18 protein-coding genes are annotated in these 19551 nt (G+C 68.1%); 12 read left to right on the forward strand and 6 right to left on the reverse strand.

The genetic code is table 11. The annotated features are described in order from the left end of the window. Positions 1–467: 467 nt before the first annotated feature. The 4 genes from ACFV15_RS33065 to ACFV15_RS33080 all read left to right on the forward strand — a co-directional run bounded on the left by ACFV15_RS33065 (position 468) and on the right by ACFV15_RS33080 (position 2939). Positions 468–959 (forward strand): DUF6294 family protein, encoded by a 492-nt coding sequence (locus tag ACFV15_RS33065; protein ID WP_378355316.1) that lies wholly within the window; start codon positions 468–470, stop codon positions 957–959. Between the two features lie 26 nt (positions 960–985). Then, positions 986–1438 (forward strand): DUF6294 family protein, encoded by a 453-nt coding sequence (locus tag ACFV15_RS33070; protein WP_378355318.1) that lies wholly within the window; start codon positions 986–988, stop codon positions 1436–1438. A 107-nt stretch (positions 1439–1545) separates the two neighbouring features. Then, a complete protein-coding gene (locus ACFV15_RS33075; RefSeq protein ID WP_378355320.1) occupies positions 1546–2313 on the forward strand; it encodes a CoA transferase subunit A in 768 nt (255 codons plus the stop codon). After that, complete coding sequence (locus tag ACFV15_RS33080) at positions 2313–2939, forward strand: 3-oxoacid CoA-transferase subunit B (RefSeq protein ID WP_378355321.1); 627 nt, start codon at positions 2313–2315, stop codon at positions 2937–2939. The genes ACFV15_RS33075 and ACFV15_RS33080 overlap by 1 nt, the downstream gene beginning before the upstream one ends. Here ACFV15_RS33080 and ACFV15_RS33085 read toward each other — a convergent pair. After that, positions 2932–3957 carry a medium chain dehydrogenase/reductase family protein gene (locus tag ACFV15_RS33085; protein WP_378355322.1) on the reverse strand — a complete coding sequence of 342 codons (1026 nt, stop codon included), beginning with the start codon at positions 3955–3957 and terminating at the stop codon, positions 2932–2934. The genes ACFV15_RS33080 and ACFV15_RS33085 overlap by 8 nt on opposite strands. Before the next feature lie 214 nt (positions 3958–4171). Here ACFV15_RS33085 and ACFV15_RS33090 point away from each other — a divergent pair, with 214 nt between their 5' ends. The 5 genes from ACFV15_RS33090 (at position 4172) to ACFV15_RS33110 (ending at position 9698) form a co-directional block, all read left to right on the forward strand. Beyond that, positions 4172–5491, forward strand: coding sequence for an alginate lyase family protein (locus ACFV15_RS33090; protein WP_378355324.1), 1320 nt, complete (start codon positions 4172–4174; stop codon positions 5489–5491). Between the two features lie 104 nt (positions 5492–5595). Continuing rightward, on the forward strand, positions 5596–6171 hold the full coding sequence (locus ACFV15_RS33095; RefSeq protein WP_378355326.1) for a TetR/AcrR family transcriptional regulator: 576 nt from the start codon (positions 5596–5598) through the stop codon (positions 6169–6171). Next, entirely contained in the window at positions 6168–7529 is a 1362-nt protein-coding gene (locus ACFV15_RS33100; protein ID WP_378355328.1) for an amidase, read from the forward strand. The genes ACFV15_RS33095 and ACFV15_RS33100 overlap by 4 nt, the downstream gene beginning before the upstream one ends. A 13-nt stretch (positions 7530–7542) precedes the next feature. Continuing rightward, positions 7543–8436: an alpha/beta fold hydrolase gene (locus tag ACFV15_RS33105; protein ID WP_378355329.1), complete on the forward strand. Its 894-nt coding sequence runs from the start codon at positions 7543–7545 to the stop codon at positions 8434–8436. Next, entirely contained in the window at positions 8433–9698 is a 1266-nt protein-coding gene (locus ACFV15_RS33110; protein ID WP_378355330.1) for an MFS transporter, read from the forward strand. Before ACFV15_RS33105 ends, ACFV15_RS33110 begins: the two co-directional genes overlap by 4 nt. Position 9699: 1 nt before the next feature. Here the strand turns inward: ACFV15_RS33110 and ACFV15_RS33115 are convergent, their stop codons facing one another. Both ACFV15_RS33115 and rph read right to left on the reverse strand, forming a co-directional pair. Beyond that, complete coding sequence (locus ACFV15_RS33115; protein ID WP_378355332.1) at positions 9700–12099, reverse strand: ATP-binding protein; 2400 nt, start codon at positions 12097–12099, stop codon at positions 9700–9702. 44 nt (positions 12100–12143) lie between these two features. Next, the gene (rph, locus tag ACFV15_RS33120; protein ID WP_378355364.1) at positions 12144–14714 is read right to left on the reverse strand and encodes a rifamycin-inactivating phosphotransferase; all 2571 of its coding nucleotides are present in this window, start codon (positions 14712–14714) and stop codon (positions 12144–12146) included. Positions 14715–15085: 371 nt separating this feature from the next. On the opposite strand from rph, the gene ACFV15_RS33125 reads away from it, so the two are divergent. Continuing rightward, positions 15086–15922: an alkaline phosphatase family protein gene (locus tag ACFV15_RS33125; RefSeq protein WP_378355334.1), complete on the forward strand. Its 837-nt coding sequence runs from the start codon at positions 15086–15088 to the stop codon at positions 15920–15922. A 466-nt stretch (positions 15923–16388) separates the two neighbouring features. Here the strand turns inward: ACFV15_RS33125 and ACFV15_RS33130 are convergent, their stop codons facing one another. Then, positions 16389–16784, reverse strand: coding sequence for a winged helix-turn-helix transcriptional regulator (locus ACFV15_RS33130; protein WP_378355336.1), 396 nt, complete (start codon positions 16782–16784; stop codon positions 16389–16391). Positions 16785–16811: 27 nt separating this feature from the next. Between ACFV15_RS33130 and ACFV15_RS33135 the strand changes: the two genes are divergently transcribed. Next, positions 16812–17381 (forward strand): hypothetical protein, encoded by a 570-nt coding sequence (locus ACFV15_RS33135; RefSeq protein WP_378355338.1) that lies wholly within the window; start codon positions 16812–16814, stop codon positions 17379–17381. On the opposite strand, the gene ACFV15_RS33140 is transcribed toward ACFV15_RS33135, so the two are convergent. Together ACFV15_RS33140 and ACFV15_RS33145 are read right to left on the reverse strand one after the other, a co-directional pair. Beyond that, positions 17376–17840: an SRPBCC family protein gene (locus ACFV15_RS33140; protein ID WP_378355339.1), complete on the reverse strand. Its 465-nt coding sequence runs from the start codon at positions 17838–17840 to the stop codon at positions 17376–17378. The genes ACFV15_RS33135 and ACFV15_RS33140 overlap by 6 nt on opposite strands. Then, positions 17837–18181, reverse strand: coding sequence for an ArsR/SmtB family transcription factor (locus ACFV15_RS33145; RefSeq protein WP_378355341.1), 345 nt, complete (start codon positions 18179–18181; stop codon positions 17837–17839). The genes ACFV15_RS33140 and ACFV15_RS33145 overlap by 4 nt, the downstream gene beginning before the upstream one ends. 160 nt (positions 18182–18341) lie before the next feature. On the opposite strand from ACFV15_RS33145, the gene ACFV15_RS33150 reads away from it, so the two are divergent. Continuing rightward, complete coding sequence (locus tag ACFV15_RS33150; protein WP_378355343.1) at positions 18342–19547, forward strand: cytochrome P450; 1206 nt, start codon at positions 18342–18344, stop codon at positions 19545–19547. Positions 19548–19551: the final 4 nt, after the last annotated feature.

The raw sequence follows: 19551 nt of genomic DNA on the forward strand, positions 1-19551 counted from the left end.
AACCCTGACCCCCCACCCCGACAACCGGACCACAGTGGACACACCGGATGCAACGCCGGCCACATTCCCCTGCCCGCACAACCACCACAAGATCAACAACCACGAAAACGATCACCCAAAGCCAGCCGGTGGATCCAGGCTTAAGAGAGCGTGTGACGGCTGGCTCGAAGGCTGCTGCTGTGCGCGTCGGAAACCGTAGGGCTGGAAGGAGTTCAGGTGTCGAGCAGGCGGATGGCGTCGGATGCTGTGTCCGTGCGCGGGCAGAGGCGGCCCCATAAGAAACACTCCGCTGAAGTCGCTGAACGGGTGAGGTGAGACGGGCTCGGGCCGCCCGATCGGGCGGTGAAACGGGCGGTGTTCCGCGCGCTTTTAGTGCTGGTGGGGCGATTCCCAGCCTGGCAGGGTGAGACCCGCTGGGCATGTTCCGGCGATCGATCCCTCACTTGTCCTTGTACGGGAGGAAATCCATGCGCCGAAGGCGCCTTTCACTGGCGGTGGCCGTGCTCGCCGGAAGTATCGCGCTCGCAGCACCGGCCGAAGCCGCCCAGCCTGAAGCCACCCAGACTGACGCCGCCCAGATCGCCAGGCTCACCACCGGTGTGACCGCGGGTGTGGCCTGGAAGTCCTATACCTGGGACCGTGACCTGCACGCGGGCGACTGCACGATGTTCCATGGCGCGACCTGGACCATCCGCGCTGACGGGACGGCCAGCTTCCAGGGCACCGTGACCAGCAGCGACGACAACGACGCCTGGTTGATGCAGGCGCATCTCCTGACCGTTCAGCAGGGGCAGCTCGTCCAGCTCGAGAACGCCTTCCCTGATACCCGGGAGCGCATCATCTTCGCGAAGAACATGCCCGACCACAACCGGCAGTATCCGTGGTCGACCTCGGGTGGCCGGTTCCCCTCTTGGTATTTCGACAGGGTCGGGAGCATGCAACTGATCTCCAACTGCTGAACCCATCCCGATTCTGGAGGAAAGAAGTGCGCTTTTCCCTTACGGTGGCGGCAGTGGCCGCGATCACCGGAAGTTCGCTGGCCGCCGCTCCCGCCGAGGCGGCGGGGACCGTCACCGTCGGCGCGACCGCGGGGGTCGCCTGGAAGTCCTATACCTGGGAGCACGACCTGCACGCGGGCGACTGCACCCTGTTCGGCGGCGCGACCTGGACCATCCGTGCCGACGGCACTGCCAGTTTCCAAGGCACAGTGACCAGCAGTGACAGAAACGACGCTTGGCTGATGCGCGCGTTCCTGAAGAACTCCAGCAATGTCTCGCTCGTGCCGCTGTACAACCAAGCTCACGACGTCGCGGACTGGAAGGTTTTCGCGCAGAACCTGCCCGATCCTCGGCTGCGGTACGACTTTTCCCGCAGCGCTTCCTACGATAAGCGCGTTTTCGACCAGGTGTCGACCATGGGACTGCTCAACGACTGCTGAGCGCCGTGGCTCGTGACGTGTGACAGAGCCACACCTCATGCCGCGGTGAAAGTGTGGCTCGCGCACATATCCAGAGTGGGGTGGTCAGTACTTAAAGTGTTGCCACTATGAACAAGGTATTCCCGGCCGCCGCCGATGCGGTCACCGATGTCCACAATGGAGCTTCGCTCGCGGTCGGCGGCTTCGGGCTGTGCGGTGTGCCGCAGGTGCTGATCGACGCGGTGCACGGCACCGGGGCTTCCGGGCTGGCGCTGGTGTCGAACAACTGTGGTACCGATGGGCGTGGGCTGGGGGTCCTGCTCGAATCCGGGCGGGTCGCGAGCGTGGTCGCGTCCTATGTGGGCGAGAACAAGGAGTTCGCTCGCCAGTATCTGGCAGGCGAACTCGAGGTCCACCTGATTCCGCAGGGCACACTCGCCGAACGGCTGCGTGCGGGCGGGGCCGGGATTCCCGCCTTCTATACGCCCGCCGGCGTCGGTACCCAGATCTCCGAAGGCGGGCTGCCGTGGCGCTATGCCTCGGACGGGACCGTCGCGGTGGCGTCGCCGCCAGGGGAGACCCGTGTGTTCGGCGGCCGTGAGTACGTACTGGAGCGGGCGATCACCTGCGATTTCGCGCTGGTCCACGCGGCTCGCGGTGATCGGCACGGGAACTTGGTCTTCCGTCGTTCGGCGGCCAACTTCAACCCGATGGCCGCGACCGCGGGGCGGATCACGATCGCCGAGGTGGAGGAGCTTGTCGAACCCGGCGATCTCGACCCGGACGAGATCCACGTTCCCGGCGTCTACGTCCAGCGAGTCGTCGAGCTGACTCCCGAACAGGCGGCCGACAAACCCATCGAACGCCGTACGACCGCTGAAAGGATCGCCGACTGATGTCGTGGACACGTGACCAGATGGCGGCGCGCGCGGCGGCCGAACTCGCCGACGGCAGCTATGTGAACCTGGGCATCGGGCTGCCGACGCTCGTGCCCAACCACATCCCGGACGGCGTGCGGGTCGTGCTGCACTCCGAGAACGGGATACTGGGCACCGGGCCTTATCCCGGCGACGCGGAGGTGGATCCCGATCTCATCAACGCCGGCAAGGAGACGGTCACCACGCTGGCCGGGGCGAGCTTTTTCAGCTCGGCCCAGTCGTTCGGGATGATCCGCGGTGGCCATATCGACACGGCGATTCTCGGTGCCATGCAGATCTCCGCGCGCGGAGACCTCGCCAACTGGATGATCCCGGGGAAGATGGTGAAAGGCATGGGCGGCGCGATGGACCTGGCCCACGGCGCGCGTCACGTCGTCGCCCTCACCGAGCACACCGCGCGCGACGGCAGCTCCAAGATCGTGGCCGAATGCAGTTTGCCGCTCACCGGCCGCGGGTGTGTCGACCGGATCATCAGCGACCTGTGCGTACTCGACGTCACCGCCGAGGGGCTCCGCCTGGTCGAAACCGCTCCGGGCGTGACCCGTGACGACGTCGTCGCCGCCACAGGTGCGCCGATCATTTAGAGGCGTCGGGAACGACGACGACCTTTCCGGCGGCCGTGCCGGACTCGGCGAAGCGCAGCGCTTCGGAGATCCCCGAAAGCGGGAAGACGCGAGCGATGCGTGCGCTGATCACCCCGTCGGCGAGCTGGCCGAACACGACTTCCAGATCGGCTTTGAGCTGGGCGCGGTGCTTCGCGGGGTTGCGCTTGCGGCCCGCCCAGATGTTGAAGAACGTGGTGGTGCGGCCATTGGGCAGCGCACGCCAGAGCAGGAGCCTGCCGACCAGCGCGAGCACCGGCAGCTTGGCGTTGCCCTCCTGGTCGCGCGTCGCGGCGGTGCCGTAGGCGACCAGCGCACCACCGCGACCGAGCATGGCCCACGAGGTCTTGATGCCGGGACCGCCGACGTGGTCGAACACCGCGTCGACGCCGCTGGGGGCGAGTGCGCGGACCCCGGCGGCGACGTCGCCGGAGCGGTCGATCGCGATCGCGCCGAGTTCCCGCACGTAGTCCATGTGGCGCTGGGAGACGACGCCGATGACCCTGGCTCCGCGATGCTGGGCGAGCTGCACCAGGAGTGAACCGACGCCGCCGTTGGCGCCGAGCACCACGACGGTGTCGCCGCCGCCGACCTTCGCGAAGTCGATCATGCGCTTGGCCGTCACGCCGTTGACGATCACGGCTTCGACGTCTTCGGCGCTCAGGCCGTCGGGCACCGGGACGAGGTCGGCGGTGTCGGCGACCAGGCGGTCGGCCCAGCCGCCGGTCTTGGACAGCGACGCGACCCGCTGCCCGACCGCGAGGCCGCTGTCCGGGCCGCCGACGGCCTCGACCACGCCGACGAAGTCGTAGCCGGGCACGAACGGGAACGGCGGCTGGTCGTAGTACTTGCCGCGGCGCATCTGCTGCTCGGCGAACGAGACGCCGGTCGCCTCCATACGCACCAGCGCCTGTCCGGCGGCGAGCGCGGGGACCTCGCGGGTCCGCAGCCGCAGGCCGTCCGGGTCCACCACTCCTGGCAGCTCGACTTCGGTGATCATGGCGTCCTCCTGGGCTTTTGTTGTCCTCTGGCGAGAGCAACGATGCCGTGGCGGGCGCACTGGACGCGTCGGTGAGAACTACCTAGATCGCCGCCTATGCGGATCACAAATGGGTAACGCCTGAGCTTGCTGTCTTCAGCCTGTTGGCGTTCAGAGTTCTACTCGTGCGTCACATACCTGTTGAATGTTCATGGATATGAACGGAGTAGCAGTGTTGCCACTCAGACCTCTCCGGCGGCTCGGCGTTCTCGCCGCGACGGCGGCCGTGTTGAGCCTCCCGCTGTCCGCCGGCGTCGCGTCGGCCGCTCCTGCCTCCGGCGGGGCGTGCTCGTTGCCGGTGCTGGCCCGTTTCTGCCCGCCTAAGACCGTCGTGCTCGACGGAAAGCGCCTGCTGCTTAACAAGCTCGCCCTGCTTGTCGGGGAGCGGACGGTCACGGCTTCTCTGAAGGATCTGCTCAAGCAGGCCGACATCGCGGTCAAAGAAGGGCCGTGGACCGTCGTCGACAAGGAGCGCGTGCCGCCCAGCGGCGACAAGCACGACTACCTGAGCCTCGCCCCGTACTGGTGGCCCAGCAAGCCGAAGACGCCGGAGAACCCGCTCGGCTGCCCGTACGTGCAGAAGGACGGTGTGCTCAACCCCGAGACCACGGCCGTCCCCGACAAGGCCGAGCGGCTCAAGGCGTTCGGCTCGATCTACCAGCTCTCGCTGGCCTGGTACTACACCGGCAAGGCCGACTACGCGCGCCGCGCGGCATTAGACCTGCGGACGTGGTTCCTCGACGCCGCAACGAAAATGAACCCGAACCTGAACTTCGCGCAGGGCATCCCGTGCAAGAACGACGGCCGCGGGATCGGCATCATCGAGTTCGCCTACACCTTCACCCAGGTGCTCGACGCCGCCGCGATCCTCAGCACTGGCGCGCCCGGCTGGTCGAAGGGTGACGAGAGCGCGTTCAAGGGCTGGTCCACCGACTTCCTGACCTGGTTGCGCACCAGCCAGTACGGCAAGGACGAGGCCGCGGCGCAGAACAACCACGGCACGTTCATGGACATGCTCACTTCGGGCATCGCGCTCTACACCGGACAGACCGCGGTCGCGAAGGACATCCTCGAGAAGGCCAAGGCCGGCCGCATCGACCCGCAGATCGCCGCCGACGGCAGTCAGCCGCAAGAGATCACGCGCACACGGACCTACCACTACTCGACGTTCAATCTGGTCGCCCTGACCCGTCTCGCTCAGCTCGGCGAGCGCGCGGGGGTCGACCTGTGGGGTTACCAGAACCCCAAGGGCGGCAGCATTTTCAAGGCTGTCGACTTCCTGCTCCCCGCGGCGACCGAGGGGCAGTCGCAGTGGAAATACCCCGACCTCAACTTCCTCCAGTACGCGGCGCTCGACAGCGTCCACGCCGCGGCCGACGCAGGTGACCGCGAAGCACGCGCGGCGCTGCCGAAGGTGCCCAAGTCGCCGATCGGCGATCTCTACCCGGTCCGCCCGGCCGCCGAGCAGCTGGACGACATCTCGACCACCGGCTGAGTGAGGCGCTGGGACCGGTGACGACCGGTCCCAGCGGCTTGCTTGTTCACCGGGGATCTGTCTATCCTCCAATTCACTACAATGTGTAGCGAATTGGAGGCGACGTGGCTGGGCGACCCCGGGATCCCGAGCTCGAGAAGCGACTGCTGGACGCGGGCTGGGCGCTGCTGACGAGCCGGGGCTATGACGCGCTGACCATGGCGAAGGTGGCCGCGGAAGCCCAGGCGCACCGCACCGACCTCTACCGGCGGTGGCCGACCAAGGCGCAGCTCGTCGTGGATGTGCTCGCCGGTCACCTGCCGCCGGTCTCCGAACACGACACCGGGACCCTGCGCGGGGACCTCAAGGCCATCGTCGACGACTTCGCCGAATCCTGGTCCTCGAGCTGGGTCGACGGGCTCATGGCGCTGACAGCCGATCTGCACCACGACCCGGACGCCGAACTCGCGTTCCGCACCATGGCCGAGGGGCGAGGGCGGCCGCTGCACAACGCACTCACCCGTGCCATGCGGCGGGGCGAAATCGGCGAGATTCAAGAACTCGGCCTGGTCGGCGACCTGATCGAGGGCCCGTTGATGCACCGCCGGATGATCGGCCGCCAGCCGCTGACGCCGGAGTACCTCGACGCCGTGGTCACGTCGGCGCATCGCCTGCTGACCGGCATGTCGGTGACGCCGTGAACCTCCACGACCTGTCCGCCACGGAGCAGCTCGGCGCGCTGCGCGGGGGAGAGGTCAGCTCGCGTGAACTGACCGAGCACTACCTCCGGCGCATCGAACGGCTCGACGCCGGGCTCGGCGCGTTCATCACCGTCACGCCGGAACTCGCCGTCGAGGAGGCCATTCGCGCCGACAAGCGGATCGCCGAAGGGGAATGGGCGCCGCTGCTCGGGCTGCCGATCGGCATCAAAGATCTCTATCCGGCCGCGGGTGTGCGCACGACGTTCGGCTCCGCGGCGCTGGCCGGGTTCGTCCCGCCGGACGACTCCTGGACGACCGCGTTGGTGCGTCGCGCCGGGGCGGTGCTTGTCGGCAAGACGAACACCGCCGAATTCGGCGCCACCTGCTACACCCACAACGACGTGACGGCCCAGCCTGCCGTGACACCGTATGACCGGGGGCGTTACTCGAGCGGCTCCAGTGGTGGTGCCGCCACGGCTGTCGCGGCCGGGCTGTTGCCGCTGGCCACGGCGGGCGACGGGGCCGGGTCGACGCGGACTCCGGCGGCGGCCTGTCATCTGGTCGGGGTCAAGCCGAGTCGCGGGCTGGTCGGTTCGCCCGCGCTCGTGAGCACGACCGTCGAGGGGCCGATCGCCAGGACCGTGGCGGACGCCGCGTTGCTGCTCGATGTGATGGCTGATGGGCATTTTGCTTACGAGACAAGAAAAACGCTGAGTGTCGCGGTGTGGACAGAGACGGGTCTCGGTGGGCGTCCGCATCCGCAGGCGGTCCATGCCGTGGAGCGGACGGCGGCGCTGCTGCGGGAGCTGGGGCACGACGTGCGCGAGGTGCCGATCCCGGCCGTCTGCGACGAGCCGGTGCGTCAAGCGCTGCGCAAGCATTTCGCCTCGTCGGTACACGCGGCGGTGTCCACTTTGGTCCCGCCCGATGATCGGGACATGCTCCTGCCGTACACGCGCTATCTCGACACCGAGGGCGCGGCGATGCCGGGCAGCGAAGTGCTTGCCGTGCAAGAAGTTCTCGCTCATTACGCCAGCGCGTTCCTGGCGGCGTTCGAGGACTTCGACGTCGCGCTGACCCCGGTCACCAACGGCCCGCCGGTTCCGATCGGGCACTTCCTCGCCGACGGCGTCGAAGCGGTGGCCGAGTCGATGCTCGCCTGGTCCGGCTACACGCCGTGGGCGAACTTCACCGGCCAGCCCGCGATCGCGCTGCCGTCCCATTTGGCCGACGGGCTCCCGTACGGGGTACAGCTCGCCGGACGTCCCCGCCGCGAGGCCGAACTGCTCGCTCTCGCCGCCCAGCTCGAAGAAGCGGCTCTGTGGCGCGACATCCATCCGCCCTGTTGGGATCAGTGAGAGGCAGGCCCCGATGCGCAAGGAAAAGCTGGATCCCGGGCAGGGATTGACCGAGCGGTTCGTCGCGCTGCCCGACGGGCGGCGGCTGCGTGCCGTCACCGCTGGCGAGGGCGAGGGGCCGCTGGTCGTGTTCGAAGCGGGGATGAGCGCGCCTGCCGCGTCCTGGGTGCACACCCAGCGCGAGATCAGCGCGCGCACCCGGACCTTGTCCTACGACCGTGCCGGTTACGGCGGCAGCGATGACGACTCGCGGGATCGCACGCTGGAACGGATCGTCGACGACCTCACCGGGCTGCTCGACGCGCTCGGCGAGACTCGGCCCGTCGTACTCGTCGGGCACAGCTGGGGCGGGCCGATCATCCGCCTGTTCTGCGAACGGCATCCGCAGCGGGTCGCGGGTCTGGTCTTCGTCGACGCCACGCTCGCCGAGATCATGAACGCGCGCAACGCGAAACTGGCCGCGGTCAGCTTCGCGGTCATGGCCGTGCTCGCGCGCTTCGGCGGCCGGGGTCTCATCGAGAAGTTCACGCTCCCGCACGGGGTTTCGCCCGCGATCACCCCGGCCGATTTCGCCATTGTGCTGCGCGACTACGCCTGCGCGCGTGCGATGCGCGCAGGAGGCCGCGAGGCCGCGCAGATCGTCGCGGCGCTGCCGGTCATGCGCAGGCTGCAAGCGGCGGGAACCCCTGACGTGCCGACGATCTGCCTGCAGGCCGGGCGGATCGAGCGCGGGATGGCGAAGGCACGCCCGCGGTTCAACCAGCTCGCCGCCGACCTCATGGCCTCGTTGCCCCGTGGGCGGATGGTCGTCGTCGAGGAGGCGGGACACCTTCTCCCGCAAGAAGATCCGGCGGCCGTGCGGGACACCATCCTCGAAGTCGTCGACGCCGCCGCGGTGACCCCGTGATCCCCGTAGCGCTGGCCAGGCCCACCGGCCAGAGACGCCTGCTGGCCGCGCTGGTCGGCACGAACGCCGCCGCCTACATCGGCACGTCGGTGCCGATCAGCCTGTTGCTGGTCACCCACCTCACCTCGATCGCCGGCGCCGAGGCGACGTCGGCGTTCAGTCTGGTGACCGGCATCGGCGGACTCACCGGGCTGCTCGCGAACCCGCTCGGCGGCCGGATCAGCGACCGGACGGCGGCGCGGTTCGGCAGGCGCCGCACCTGGATCTTCACCGCGGGCCTCGGCGCGGCGATCCTGCTGGTGGTCATGGGCTGGACCACCGCCGTGTGGCAGGTGGCGCTGGGCTGGGCGTTGATCACGGCGCTGATCGCCTTCCAGCTCGCCGCGAGCTCCGCGCTCGCCGCCGACCAGGTGGCCCCGGCGCGCCGGGGGACGGTGTCGGGCGTGGTGGCTTTCGTGGCGCTCGCGGGACCGGTGCTCGGCTTCGCGCTGGTGAGCGCGGTACCGGCGCTGCCTTGGCTGCAATGGGGCGTGGTCGGGGTGCTGAGCGCGGCCGGTGTGCTCATGACCGTGGTGCTGGTCCGTGACCCGCGGCATCAGGTTCCCGACGAGAAGCCAAGTCTCGCGCTGGTGCTGCGGTCCTATTGGGTCAATCCGCGCAAGCATCCCGCGTTCGGCTGGGCTTGGGTGGTGCGGTTCCTGATCACCGCCGCGTGGGCGTCCAACAGCTATCTGGCTTTCGTGTTCACCCAGCGCTTCGGCGTCCCGACCGGCGAGGTGGCCGGGAAGATCCTAGTGCTGACATTGATCGGCATCCTTTGCGTCGCCGTCACCGCGTGGCTGACCGGCTGGCTTTCCGACCGGATCCAACGGCAGAAGCCCTTCGTGCTCGGCGGCGGCCTCGTGCTCGCGGCAGGACTTGTCGTGGTGGCGCTTTCGCCAGCCATTCCGGTCGTGTACGCGGGCGCCGGGATCATGTCGCTGGGCTACGGCACCTTCCTGGCCACCGATTTCGCGCTCTGCCTGCGCATGCTGCCCGACCCCGAATCGGCGGGCAGGGATTTCGCGGTGCTCAACCTCGCCAGCATCCTGCCGGTCGCGGCCGTGCCGTTCGTGGCGCCCGCGTTGCTTGCGGCGGGCGGGTTCGCGGTGCTGTTCGGTGGTCTCGCGATACTCGGCGTGGCGGGCGCGGTGAGCGTTTTACGCCTGCCCGATATCGGGCAGGAAGGTCAGCCGCGGTTCGCGGCGATGACCCGCGGCTGAGTCACGACGCGGTGAGGTGCTCGGTCAGCTTTTCGCGCAGCCGCGACGCTTCGTCGTGGTCCAGCCGGTCGCAGAGTGACAACGCGCGTTCCCGTTCGGCGCGCGCCGACTTCGGGTCGCCGTCCGCTTCGGACAGTGCCGCCAGCTCGGACAAGGTGTCCACCTGCATGGACATCAGGCCGACGCGTTCGAACAACGCGAGCGCGTCGGTCAGCTTGGCGCGGGCGTCGGGACGGTTTCCCTGACCGGCGAGGAACCGGCCCGCGGCGAGCAGCGCACGGGCCTGGCCCATGGTCGCGCCGTGCTGCTCGAACAGGACGAGTGCCTCGTCGCACTGGGCGAGTGCGGTGCCGAGCTTGCCGAGTGCGGCCAGGTTCTGCGAGGAGCGCAGCAGCAGGTACGCGTAGCTGGTGTCGTCGACGGGGGTGCGGGGGCCGTCGTGGGGTTGCCTGAAGTAGCGGACGCAGGCGTCGAACTCGGCGGCGGCCTCGTCGAGTTCGCCGTTCATGTGCCAGTGCGTGGCTCGCATCGCGCGCGCCACGTGCAGGCCGAGCCGGTAGCCCGCCTCGTCGAACAAGGCCACCGTCTCGTCGAGCAGTGCGCGTGACGCGCCGGGCTGGCCGGCGTTGAAGCGCGCGCTCAGCAGATAGATCCTTGCCCAGGCCTGTTCGCACAGGTCACCGGCCTCCTCGGCGGCCTTCCTCGCCTGCTGGGCCATCTCGACCGCGTCGCTCGCGCGGCCTAACAGCGTGGACAGTGCCCAGGCCAGGTAGTTGCGGTGGACGGCTTCGTCGCGCTTGCTGCCGAGCGCGAGCGCCGACCGCACGGCGAGGCCGAACACGTCTTCCCAGGTGCGCGCGGTGCCGCCGAGCTCGGAGTACCAGTGCATGGCTTCCGACAGGTCGAGTACCTGTTGGTGCTCACCGTTTTCGGCGGCCAGCCGGACCGCGGTCGACCAGTTCTTCAGCTCGATGTCGAGCCAGCGGCCCGCGCCGGCGGCGGTGTCGAAGGAGGGCGTGGGCGAGGGCGCCGCGTTCACCCGATCGGAGGGCTGGAAGTACTGGCCCGCGGCCGTCGCCGTGCGCACCAGCCAGTCGTTGAGGCGATCCTCGGCCGCCTGGATGGCTTCCGGCGAGTCGTCCTGGGTCAGCCGTTCGGTCGCGAACACCTTGAGCAGGTCGTGGAACTGGTAGCGGCCATAGGGATAGGACGGCTGCACCATGCTGGCGTCGGTCAGTTCTTCGAGGAAGAGCGTGGCCTCGTCCTCATCGGGGGCGTCGATGAGCGCTCGCGCCGCGCCTGCCGAGAAGTCGGCGGCGGGCACGAGTGACAGCCTGCGGAAGACCATGGCGGCGGCGGGGGAGAGCTGACGGTAGGACAGGTCGAAGACGCTGCGGATGTCGAGATCGCCCGCGGTCAGCGTGGTCAGGCGCTTGCCCTGGTCACGCAGCTGGTCGACGAGCCGGGAGAGCGGCCACCCCGGACGGCTCGCCAGCCGGTTGCCCGCGATGCGCAAGGCGAGCGGCAGCCGTCCGCACAGCTCCGCCAGCTCGATCGCGGCCGCGTTTTCCCGCGTGACGCGCGCTTTGCCGATGATGGAGGCCAGCAGCGCGAGCGCGTCGCCCCGATCCAGTGCGCCGAGGTTGAGCCTGCTCGCGCCTTCCAGTCCGACCAGCAGCTGGCGGCTGGTGATCAGCGTGAGGCAGCGGGGCCCGCCGACGAGCAGCGGGCGCACCTGGGCCTCGTCGGCGGCGTCGTCGAGGATGATGAGGGTGGCCCGGTCCTTCAGCAACGCCCGGCAGAGGTCGACGCGGTGCTCCAGCTCGGCGGGAATCTGGACGGCGTCGATGCCCAGCGACCGCAGCGCGAGATGGAGGACGTCCGCGGGCTCGTTCGGCTCGGCCGACATCCCGCGCAGTTTCAGGAAGAGCTGGCCGTCGCCGAACCGTCCGGTGAACTCGTGCGCGGCGCGCACCGCGAGGCTCGTCTTACCGGTGCCCGCGGACCCGCTGAGAATCGCGACGTGCCCGGCGCGACGCGTGCCACTCGCGAGTTCGTCGGCGAGTACGCGCAATGCCGTGAAATCTTTTTCACGTCCGGTCAGGTCGTCGAGGTCAGGGGGCAGCACACCCAATGCCGACGGGCTGTAGATCCGCGTTTCCGGTTTCGGGGCCGCACGAACGCGGCCCTGCTTCGCGATCTTCTGCAACGCGGTCAGCTCGTCGTCGCTCAGCGCCAGCGAACTCGCGAGCGCCTCGATGGTGCGCCGCTGCGGGCTTTTCGCCACCCCGCGTTCCATGTCGCTGATCGCGCGGATGCTGACACCGGAGTCCTCGGCGAGTTCTTCCTGCGTGAGCCCGGCGCGCATGCGGTATTCGTACAAAAGCGCCGCGGTTGTCATGTCCGCGATTATCCATGCGCGCCGGGCTCCGCATTCACAGCGGCTCAGTCCAGAATCTCGATGTACCCATCCGTGCCATTGACCCGGATCCGCTGCCCGTCCTTGATCAGCTGGGTGGCGCGGTCGACGCCGACGACCGCGGGCAGGCCGTACTCCCGCGCGATCACCGCGCCGTGCGTCATCAGGCCGCCGACCTCGGTCACCAGCCCGTCGACGGCGACGAACAGCGGAGTCCAGCTGGGATCGGTGAAGGCGGTGACCAGGATGTCGCCGGCTTCGAGGTCGGCGTCGGCCATGTCCACGATCACGCGGGCCCGTCCCTCGACGGTGCCCGCCGAAACCGGCAGGCCCACCAGCGCGCCGGGCGGGGCGTCCTCCCGCCGGTAGTCGCCGGTGATGGCCTCGCCGTCCGAGGTGAGCACCCGGGGCGGGGTGAGCGTCTCGTAGGTCTGGAACGCTTCCCGCCGCTCCTGGATGAGGTCGTGGTCCGCCTTGCCGGAGCGCACGACCTCCTGGAGCTCCTCGAACCGGAGGTAGAAGATGTCGTCCTTCGCGTGCAGGACGCCTTCCCGGACAAGCCGCTCGGCTTCGCGCAGCAGTGCCTGCTTGTAAGCGAAGTAGCGGCTGATCATGCCGTACTTGGGGTACTCCCGGTACCCGGCGAACGTGCGGACGCGGTCGATCATCCGCTTGGTCTCTTCGGCTTTCGCCTCCCCGTCCGGGAGAGCGCGCAGCCGCGTCAGCACGTCGTCTTCCTTGCGCCGTGACTCTTCGAGGCCCTGTTCGAAGCGTCGCTTGCCCGCGCCGGGCTCGAAGTTCTTGACGTTGCCGAGGATCGTCGGCACGAGCGTGGCGGGACGCTCGGTCCAGCGCGTCCTCGTGATGTCGATCTCGCCCGCGCAGCGCATGCCGTACTGGTCGAGGTAACCCTGGATGGCGTCACGTGCCTCGCGGCCGCCTTCGAGCTCGGCCAGCTCGTCGAGGAAGTCGTCGTCCGAGACCTTCCGCAGGAACTCCACGACCTCCGCGTGCGGCCGGATCGTGTCCGCGACGTCGAGCAGCGCCAGCCCCATTTCGGAAGTGACGTTGTGCGGCACGGACTGGGTGAGCGCGTCGGCCGCGTTCTTTTCGCCCAGCCACTGCTCGAGGTGGTCGTTGAGCCACCACGTCGTGTCCATGCTGGCCATGATCGCCTGGAAACTCCGCCGGTCGAACAGGAGCCGCCGCAGCTCCGCGAGGTCTTCCTGGATGAAGTCCACCAGCGCGGGCCCGGACAGTGCCTGGATCTCGCGCCGCAGGGTGGCGACCGACTCCTGGTTCTGCGCGATCAGGTCGGTGACGATGGCCGGATCGGTCTCGATGGGCGCGGGCTCGGCTGCGGCGGCCGGTGGCGTGGCGGGGTCCGGAAGCGAGGGGATGAAGCCGTCGCGGTCGAGCACGGTCTGCAGTGCGTCCCGGAACAGCGGATCCGACTTGCCCGCGTTACCCATGACGGCCTCGCGCCCGGACGGAGTCGCCAGCATCGGGGCGACGTCGACGAACAGCCTGCCGCCCGCCTCGTGCATCGGCCGCGGGGTGGTCAGCTGCCAGAAGGACAAGCCCAGCGGCTTCATCGCGTCGGTCATCATCTGCTGGTGACCGACGGAGAGGTAGACGTGGTTGGCGTCGTCGTCGGTCACCGGGACCGGGAACAGGGTGGTGATCGGCCTGCTCTGCACGACGTGGAAATCACCGTCGACCAGGCACCATTCGATGTCCTGCGGACTGCCGAAGTGCGCTTCGAGCCGCCTGCCCAGCCGCACCAGGTGGATGGCTTGCGCTTCGGTCAGCGTCGGTAGCGTCTGCCGTTCCGGCTCGATCGGCGTGTCCACGGTGCCGCCGCCCGGCACCGCGTGGACGGCCAGCCGCTTCGTGCCGATCGCCGTGGTGAGCACCTGGTCGTCGCGCACGGTGTAGACGTCGCCGTTCACATGCCCGGAGACCAGCGCCTCGCCGAGTCCCCAAGCGGCCTCGACGGTGGCGATCTTCCGGTTCGACGTCACGGGGTCCGCGGTGAACAGGATCCCGGCGGCCTCCGGGAAGACCATCTCCTGCACGACCACGCCCATCCGTACGGCGCGGTGGTCGAAGCCGTTGTGCTGCCGATAGGTCACCGCCCGCTCGGTGAACAGCGAGGCCCAGCACCGCTTGACATGCAGCAGGACCTCCGCCGTGCCGACGACGTTCAGGTAGGAGTCCTGCTGACCCGCGAAGGAAGCGGTCGGCAGGTCTTCGGCCGTCGCGCTCGATCGCACCGCGTAGGGGACCTGCTCGCCGAGCCGCTCGCTGATCGCTTCGACCAGCTCGCCGGGCATGGTGACGCCCTCGATGATGTCCCTGATCTCGGCGCTCAGCGCCCGTACCGTCTCGCGGTCATCCGGTTTGACCTCCGCCAGCCGGTCGAGATGCTCGTCGATCGACGGCGCGGCGGCCATCACCTGCCCGAAGGCCTCGGTGGTCACGCAGAAGCCGTCCGGCACGCGAACCCCGTCGATCCGCGAGAGCTCACCGAGGTGCACTCCCTTGCCGCCGACGTCCGCGATGTTCGCGCGGTCGATCTGCTCGAAGCCCAGCACGTAACCCAATTCGGTAACTCCATCGTTCGTCTGGTCGGTACGCGACGAGCAGTATGGATCATCTTCCGGCGCCTCATGAGGTCCGCGAATCTGGTATAAACTGAAAGAGAGGGGCGCGCTGCGGGCTGCCGCGCCTCCCGTCCCGCCGCCGGCACCCACTCGGGTGGCCACGATGGCGGTCGGCCGCCGATATCGAATTAGCCATTCGCGATATGTGGGTCTGTTTGCACAATTTCGTGTCATTGAGGCGTGACCTCCACGATTCGGTTGTGCTATTCGACACCTTGTGGCTTTAATGCTCTTGTTGGCCGCCGCGGAACGCCGCCCGATCGATGGCCGATCATCGAATTTCACACGTTCCGGGAGGTTTCATGTTCTTGAAACGGATCACGGCGGCCGCCGTGGCCGCGGCTGGTGTCGCCGTGTCACTGCCCAGCGCGACAGCGGCTTCGGGGGTGCCTTCTTTCGACCACATCGTGCTGGTGATGTTCGAGAACAAGGACTACAAGGAAATCAACAACAGTTCCAAGGCGCCCTATTTCAACAAGCTCGCGGGCCAGGGTGCGAAGTTCACCAAGGCTTTCGGCACCACGCACCCCAGTCAGCCCAACTACATCTCCCTTTTCGCGGGCTCGACGCTGGGTGTCACCAGCAACAAGTGCAAGGACTTGGGCAACAAAGAGAATCTCGCGACCCAGCTGACCAGCGTGAAGAAGACGTTCGTCGGCTACGCGGAGAGCATGCCGTCGGACGGGTACACGGGATGCGAGAGCGGCGAGCTCTACGCCCGCAAGCACAACAGCTGGGTGAGCTTCAGCAACGTGCCGAAGTCCAGCAACAAGCGGTTCTCCGCGTTCCCCAGTGATTTCTCGAAACTGCCGACGGTCGCGTTCGTGACCCCCGATCTCTGCAGCGACATGCACGACTGCGGGATCGACACCGGCGACAAGTGGCTGAAGAAGAACCTCGACGCGTACGCGCAGTGGGCGAAAACGCACAACAGCCTGCTGATCGTCACCTTCGACGAGGACAACGGCTCCTCGGTCAACCAGATCTTCACGGCGTTCGTCGGTGCGCACGTGAAGCAGGGCAGCTACAGCACCTCGATCAACCACTACTCGGTGCTGCGCACGATCGAGGCCGCTTATGGCCTTCCTGGTATCGGCGAGGCGGCGAAGAAGTCGCCGATCTCGGGCGTCTGGAACTGACCAGCCTCGTGAGTGTTCCCGACGGCTATTGCGCGGAAAGCCAAATATGGCTGGTGAGGGACTCCGTCCCTAGGTCCGGCGAGCGCGCTCAAGCCTCGGGTGGGCTTGAAGTGAGGGGGCCTTTGGGTGCGTAGTAAGCACTCGAGGGCCCCCTCGCGTCACGATTGGCTCTGGCGGTGTCCGCGAGTGGTAACTCTGCGTAGGCCGGCTGTTTGGGGTGTGTGGGTTTTGGGGCGTTAGACGACCCAAAACCCACACATCAAGCCCCGGTGGGAGGTGGCTGACGCTGGCCAAGTTCGCCCAGTACGACCTGACGCCTTTGCGCGAGTGGTAACTCTGCTCCGTTGGATGCAGCAGAGTTACCACTCGCGGCCCGTCCGAGCCTCGCGACGTGAAGACCCCATCGGCCCGTCAGGAGCACGCCACATTTGGCCTTCCCTCAATAACCGTCGGCGACACTCACGACCTAGGCGACCGGGTGCATGCAGCCCATCGCGTCGGCGGCGGTCTCGTCGCCGCCGCGCTCCAGGTGCGCCTCACCCCAGAGCCGGACGCTTTCCACGACGGGCAGGACCGTGGTCCCGTAAGGCGTGAGCCGGTAGATCACGGGCGCCGGGACCGGCCCGGTCTCGATCCGCTCGACGAGACCGTCGGCCTCCAGCTCGCGGAGCTGCTCTGCCAGCACCTTGGGCGTGATCGGCGCACCCCGGCGGCGCAGGCCCGCGAAGTGCGACTCGCCGTGGGCCAGCCAGTACAGCAGGGTGAGCTTCCACTTGCCGCCGATCGCGGCGAACGCCGCCGCCATCGGGCAGCCGGGCAGCGGGTTGGGGCGGGGGTTACCCGCAGGTGCCTTCTTGTCCATGGCCGTGCTCCCTCAGATAGTCGCATCATGAACATGCGCACGCTGCTCACCGTCCCACATGGACGGGTTCTCGTCGCCCTGCTCGTCGGCCTCACGCTGATGGCGCCGGCTCCGGCGTCGGGAGCCGAGGAAGGGCAACAGGACTTCGACTGGGAGATCGGCACCTGGCACACCGATGTGCGAGTGCTCGCCGACCCACTGTCGGACACTCAGGACGAATGGCTCCGTTTCGGGGGCACATCGGTCGTACGGCCCTTGCTGGACCGGCGGGCGAACGTCGTCGAGCTCAAGGTCTCCGGCCCGAACGGGCGGATCGAGGCGCTCAACATGCGGCTCTACGAGCCGGGGGCGAAGCGCTGGAGCCTGACCTTCGTCAACATCCGCGACGGGCTGCTCACCCCGGCGGTGTACGGCGGATTCCGCAACGGGGCAGGCGAGTTCTACGGCGACGACCAGCTCGGCGGACGCCCGATCAAGGTGCGCTTCCGCATCGACCGGCAGGGCCCGGACCGGGCGAAGTTCGAGCAGGCGTTCTCCGCGGACGGCGGCGCGACCTGGGAGCCGAACTGGATCGCCGTCGACACCCGCCGCTCATGAGGCGAGGACGTTGTCGAGGCGCGTCATCGAGTCGAGTACGCCGCGTTCCATGCCGCTTTCGACCATCGCGTCGCGGCTCGCGACCGAGAGGAACACCGAGTGCTTGTGGACGCGGGTGCGGCCGCCGAGGTCCTCGAAGGTGAGCGTCTCGAGGCTGACCTCGGTGGGCCAGCCGTCGAACTGGAAGGTCTGGACGATCCGCTCGTTCGGCACGACCGCGTGGAACACGCCGCGGAAGACGTACTCGCCTGCGTCGTCGCGGTGGACGTAGTGGTAGCGGCCGCCGTCGGTCACGTTGTACTCGATCAGGTCCATCGACATGCCGGACGGGCCCAGCCACAGGGGGACGATCTCCGGGTCGGTCCAGGCGCGGAAGACCTGGGCGGGGGTGGCCTCGAACTCGCGGACGATGTCGATGAACGGGGTGTTCGGCTCGGCCGTGATCGTGGTCTCGTTCATTTTTCTTGCTCCTTAAGGGTTTCCAGCACCGCGTCGAGGCGGCGATGACGTTGTTCCGCGGCTAGGCGGTAGTTGTCGAGCCAGCTGGTCAGTTCCTCCAGCGCGGCCGCGTTCAGGTGGCAGGGCCTGCGCTGGGCGTCGCGGCTGCGGGTGATCAGGCCCGCGGCTTCGAGCACCTGGATGTGCCGCGAGACCGCCTGTTTGGTGATGGTGAACGGTTCGGCGAGCTCGTTCACGGTCGCGTCGCCGCGGGAGAGCCTGGCGATCATCGCGCGCCGGACGGGATCGCCCAGCGCGGCAAACGCCCGGTCCAGCCGCGCCGCCACTTCGTCAACTGCCATGTTGTTTAACTCATCTCTTTATCAACCGATGTGTTGACTATAGGTCGGCCTCCGTCGGGGTGTCAAGCGTCCGCAATCGGGAGGTTGGTAGGTCACGGAGTGGTGCGGAACTGTGGGAAAGGAGCCCGCCCAGGAAACTCGGCCGACTACTGGAGGAACAATGTCTCTCGAAAACGGCAATGGGACCGCCGAGCCGTTGGAGATGTTGCACACCCATCGCGTCGACGAACCGCTGGGACCGCCGTTCCTGTCCGCCCTGAAGACCGGGGTGCCGGTGTGGGTGGTCCAGCGGCACCCCGAGGCCAGGCAGGTGCTGACGGACCCGCGGCTGAACCGGGCCTCGCTCGTCGCCCCCGACGCGCCGCCACACACGCCTTATCCGAATCTGCTCACCGATCCCTCGATCCTCAACAATCTCGACGGGGAGGAGCACCGGCGGTTGCGCCGTACGGTGAGCAAGGCGTTCGCGCCGCGGTCGATCGCGCTGTGGCGGCCGTGGGTCGCGTCGGTGGTCGACGGCCTGATCGACAAGCTCATCGAAACACCCCAGCCCGCGGACGTTATTTCCGGCTTCGCGAGTTCGTTGCCCAGTTCGGTGCTCAGCAGGCTGATGGGGCTTGATGAATTCGACCGCGACCGGCTGGCCAATTTCTGCGATCACGCCTTTTCCACCACGGCTTTTCCGCCGGAGCAGGTGCAGGCGGTGCTGGGGGAGTTCGCGGCCTTCGGTGCGGAGGTCGTCGCGATGCGCCGCGCCGAGCCCGGCGACGACCTGGTCAGTTCGCTGATCAAGGCCGCAGACGAGGACGGCGGGCTCCCGGAAGAGCAGATCGTCGGACTGGTCATCCTGCTGACGGTGGCCGGGCACGAGGTCACGACGACCGTCATCGGCAATACCCTGGTGTACCTGCTCACCGATGGCCGTGACGCCTGGCGCGCGCTCGGCCAGGACGAAAGCCTGGCGCCCATCGCGGCCGAACAAATGCTGCGTGGCATTTCGATCGGCGGGGACATCCTGCCGGGATTCATGCGCCGGGCCATCGAAGACGTCGAAATCGGCGGGGTGCTGATCAAAAAGGGCGAGCTGGTCGCGGCGGACACGAAAACGGCCAACCTGGACCCGGAGGTCTACCCGAAGGATCCGCGCGAGGCCCCGTTCAGCGCGCTGGGCACGCCGCATCTCGGTCTCGGCGCGGGCCCGCACTATTGCCTGGGCGCCTGGCTCGCCAAGCTCGAAATGGAGCTGACGCTGCACCGGCTGCCGAGCCGCCTGCCTGACCTCCGGCTGGACGTGGCCCCGGAGAACATCGAATGGCGGCCGGGGCAGATGACCCGTAGCCCGCAGGTCCTGCCGGTCACCTGGTAGTTCC

The organism is Amycolatopsis sp. NPDC059657, from assembly GCF_042734395.1.
Taxonomy (GTDB): domain Bacteria; phylum Actinomycetota; class Actinomycetes; order Mycobacteriales; family Pseudonocardiaceae; genus Amycolatopsis.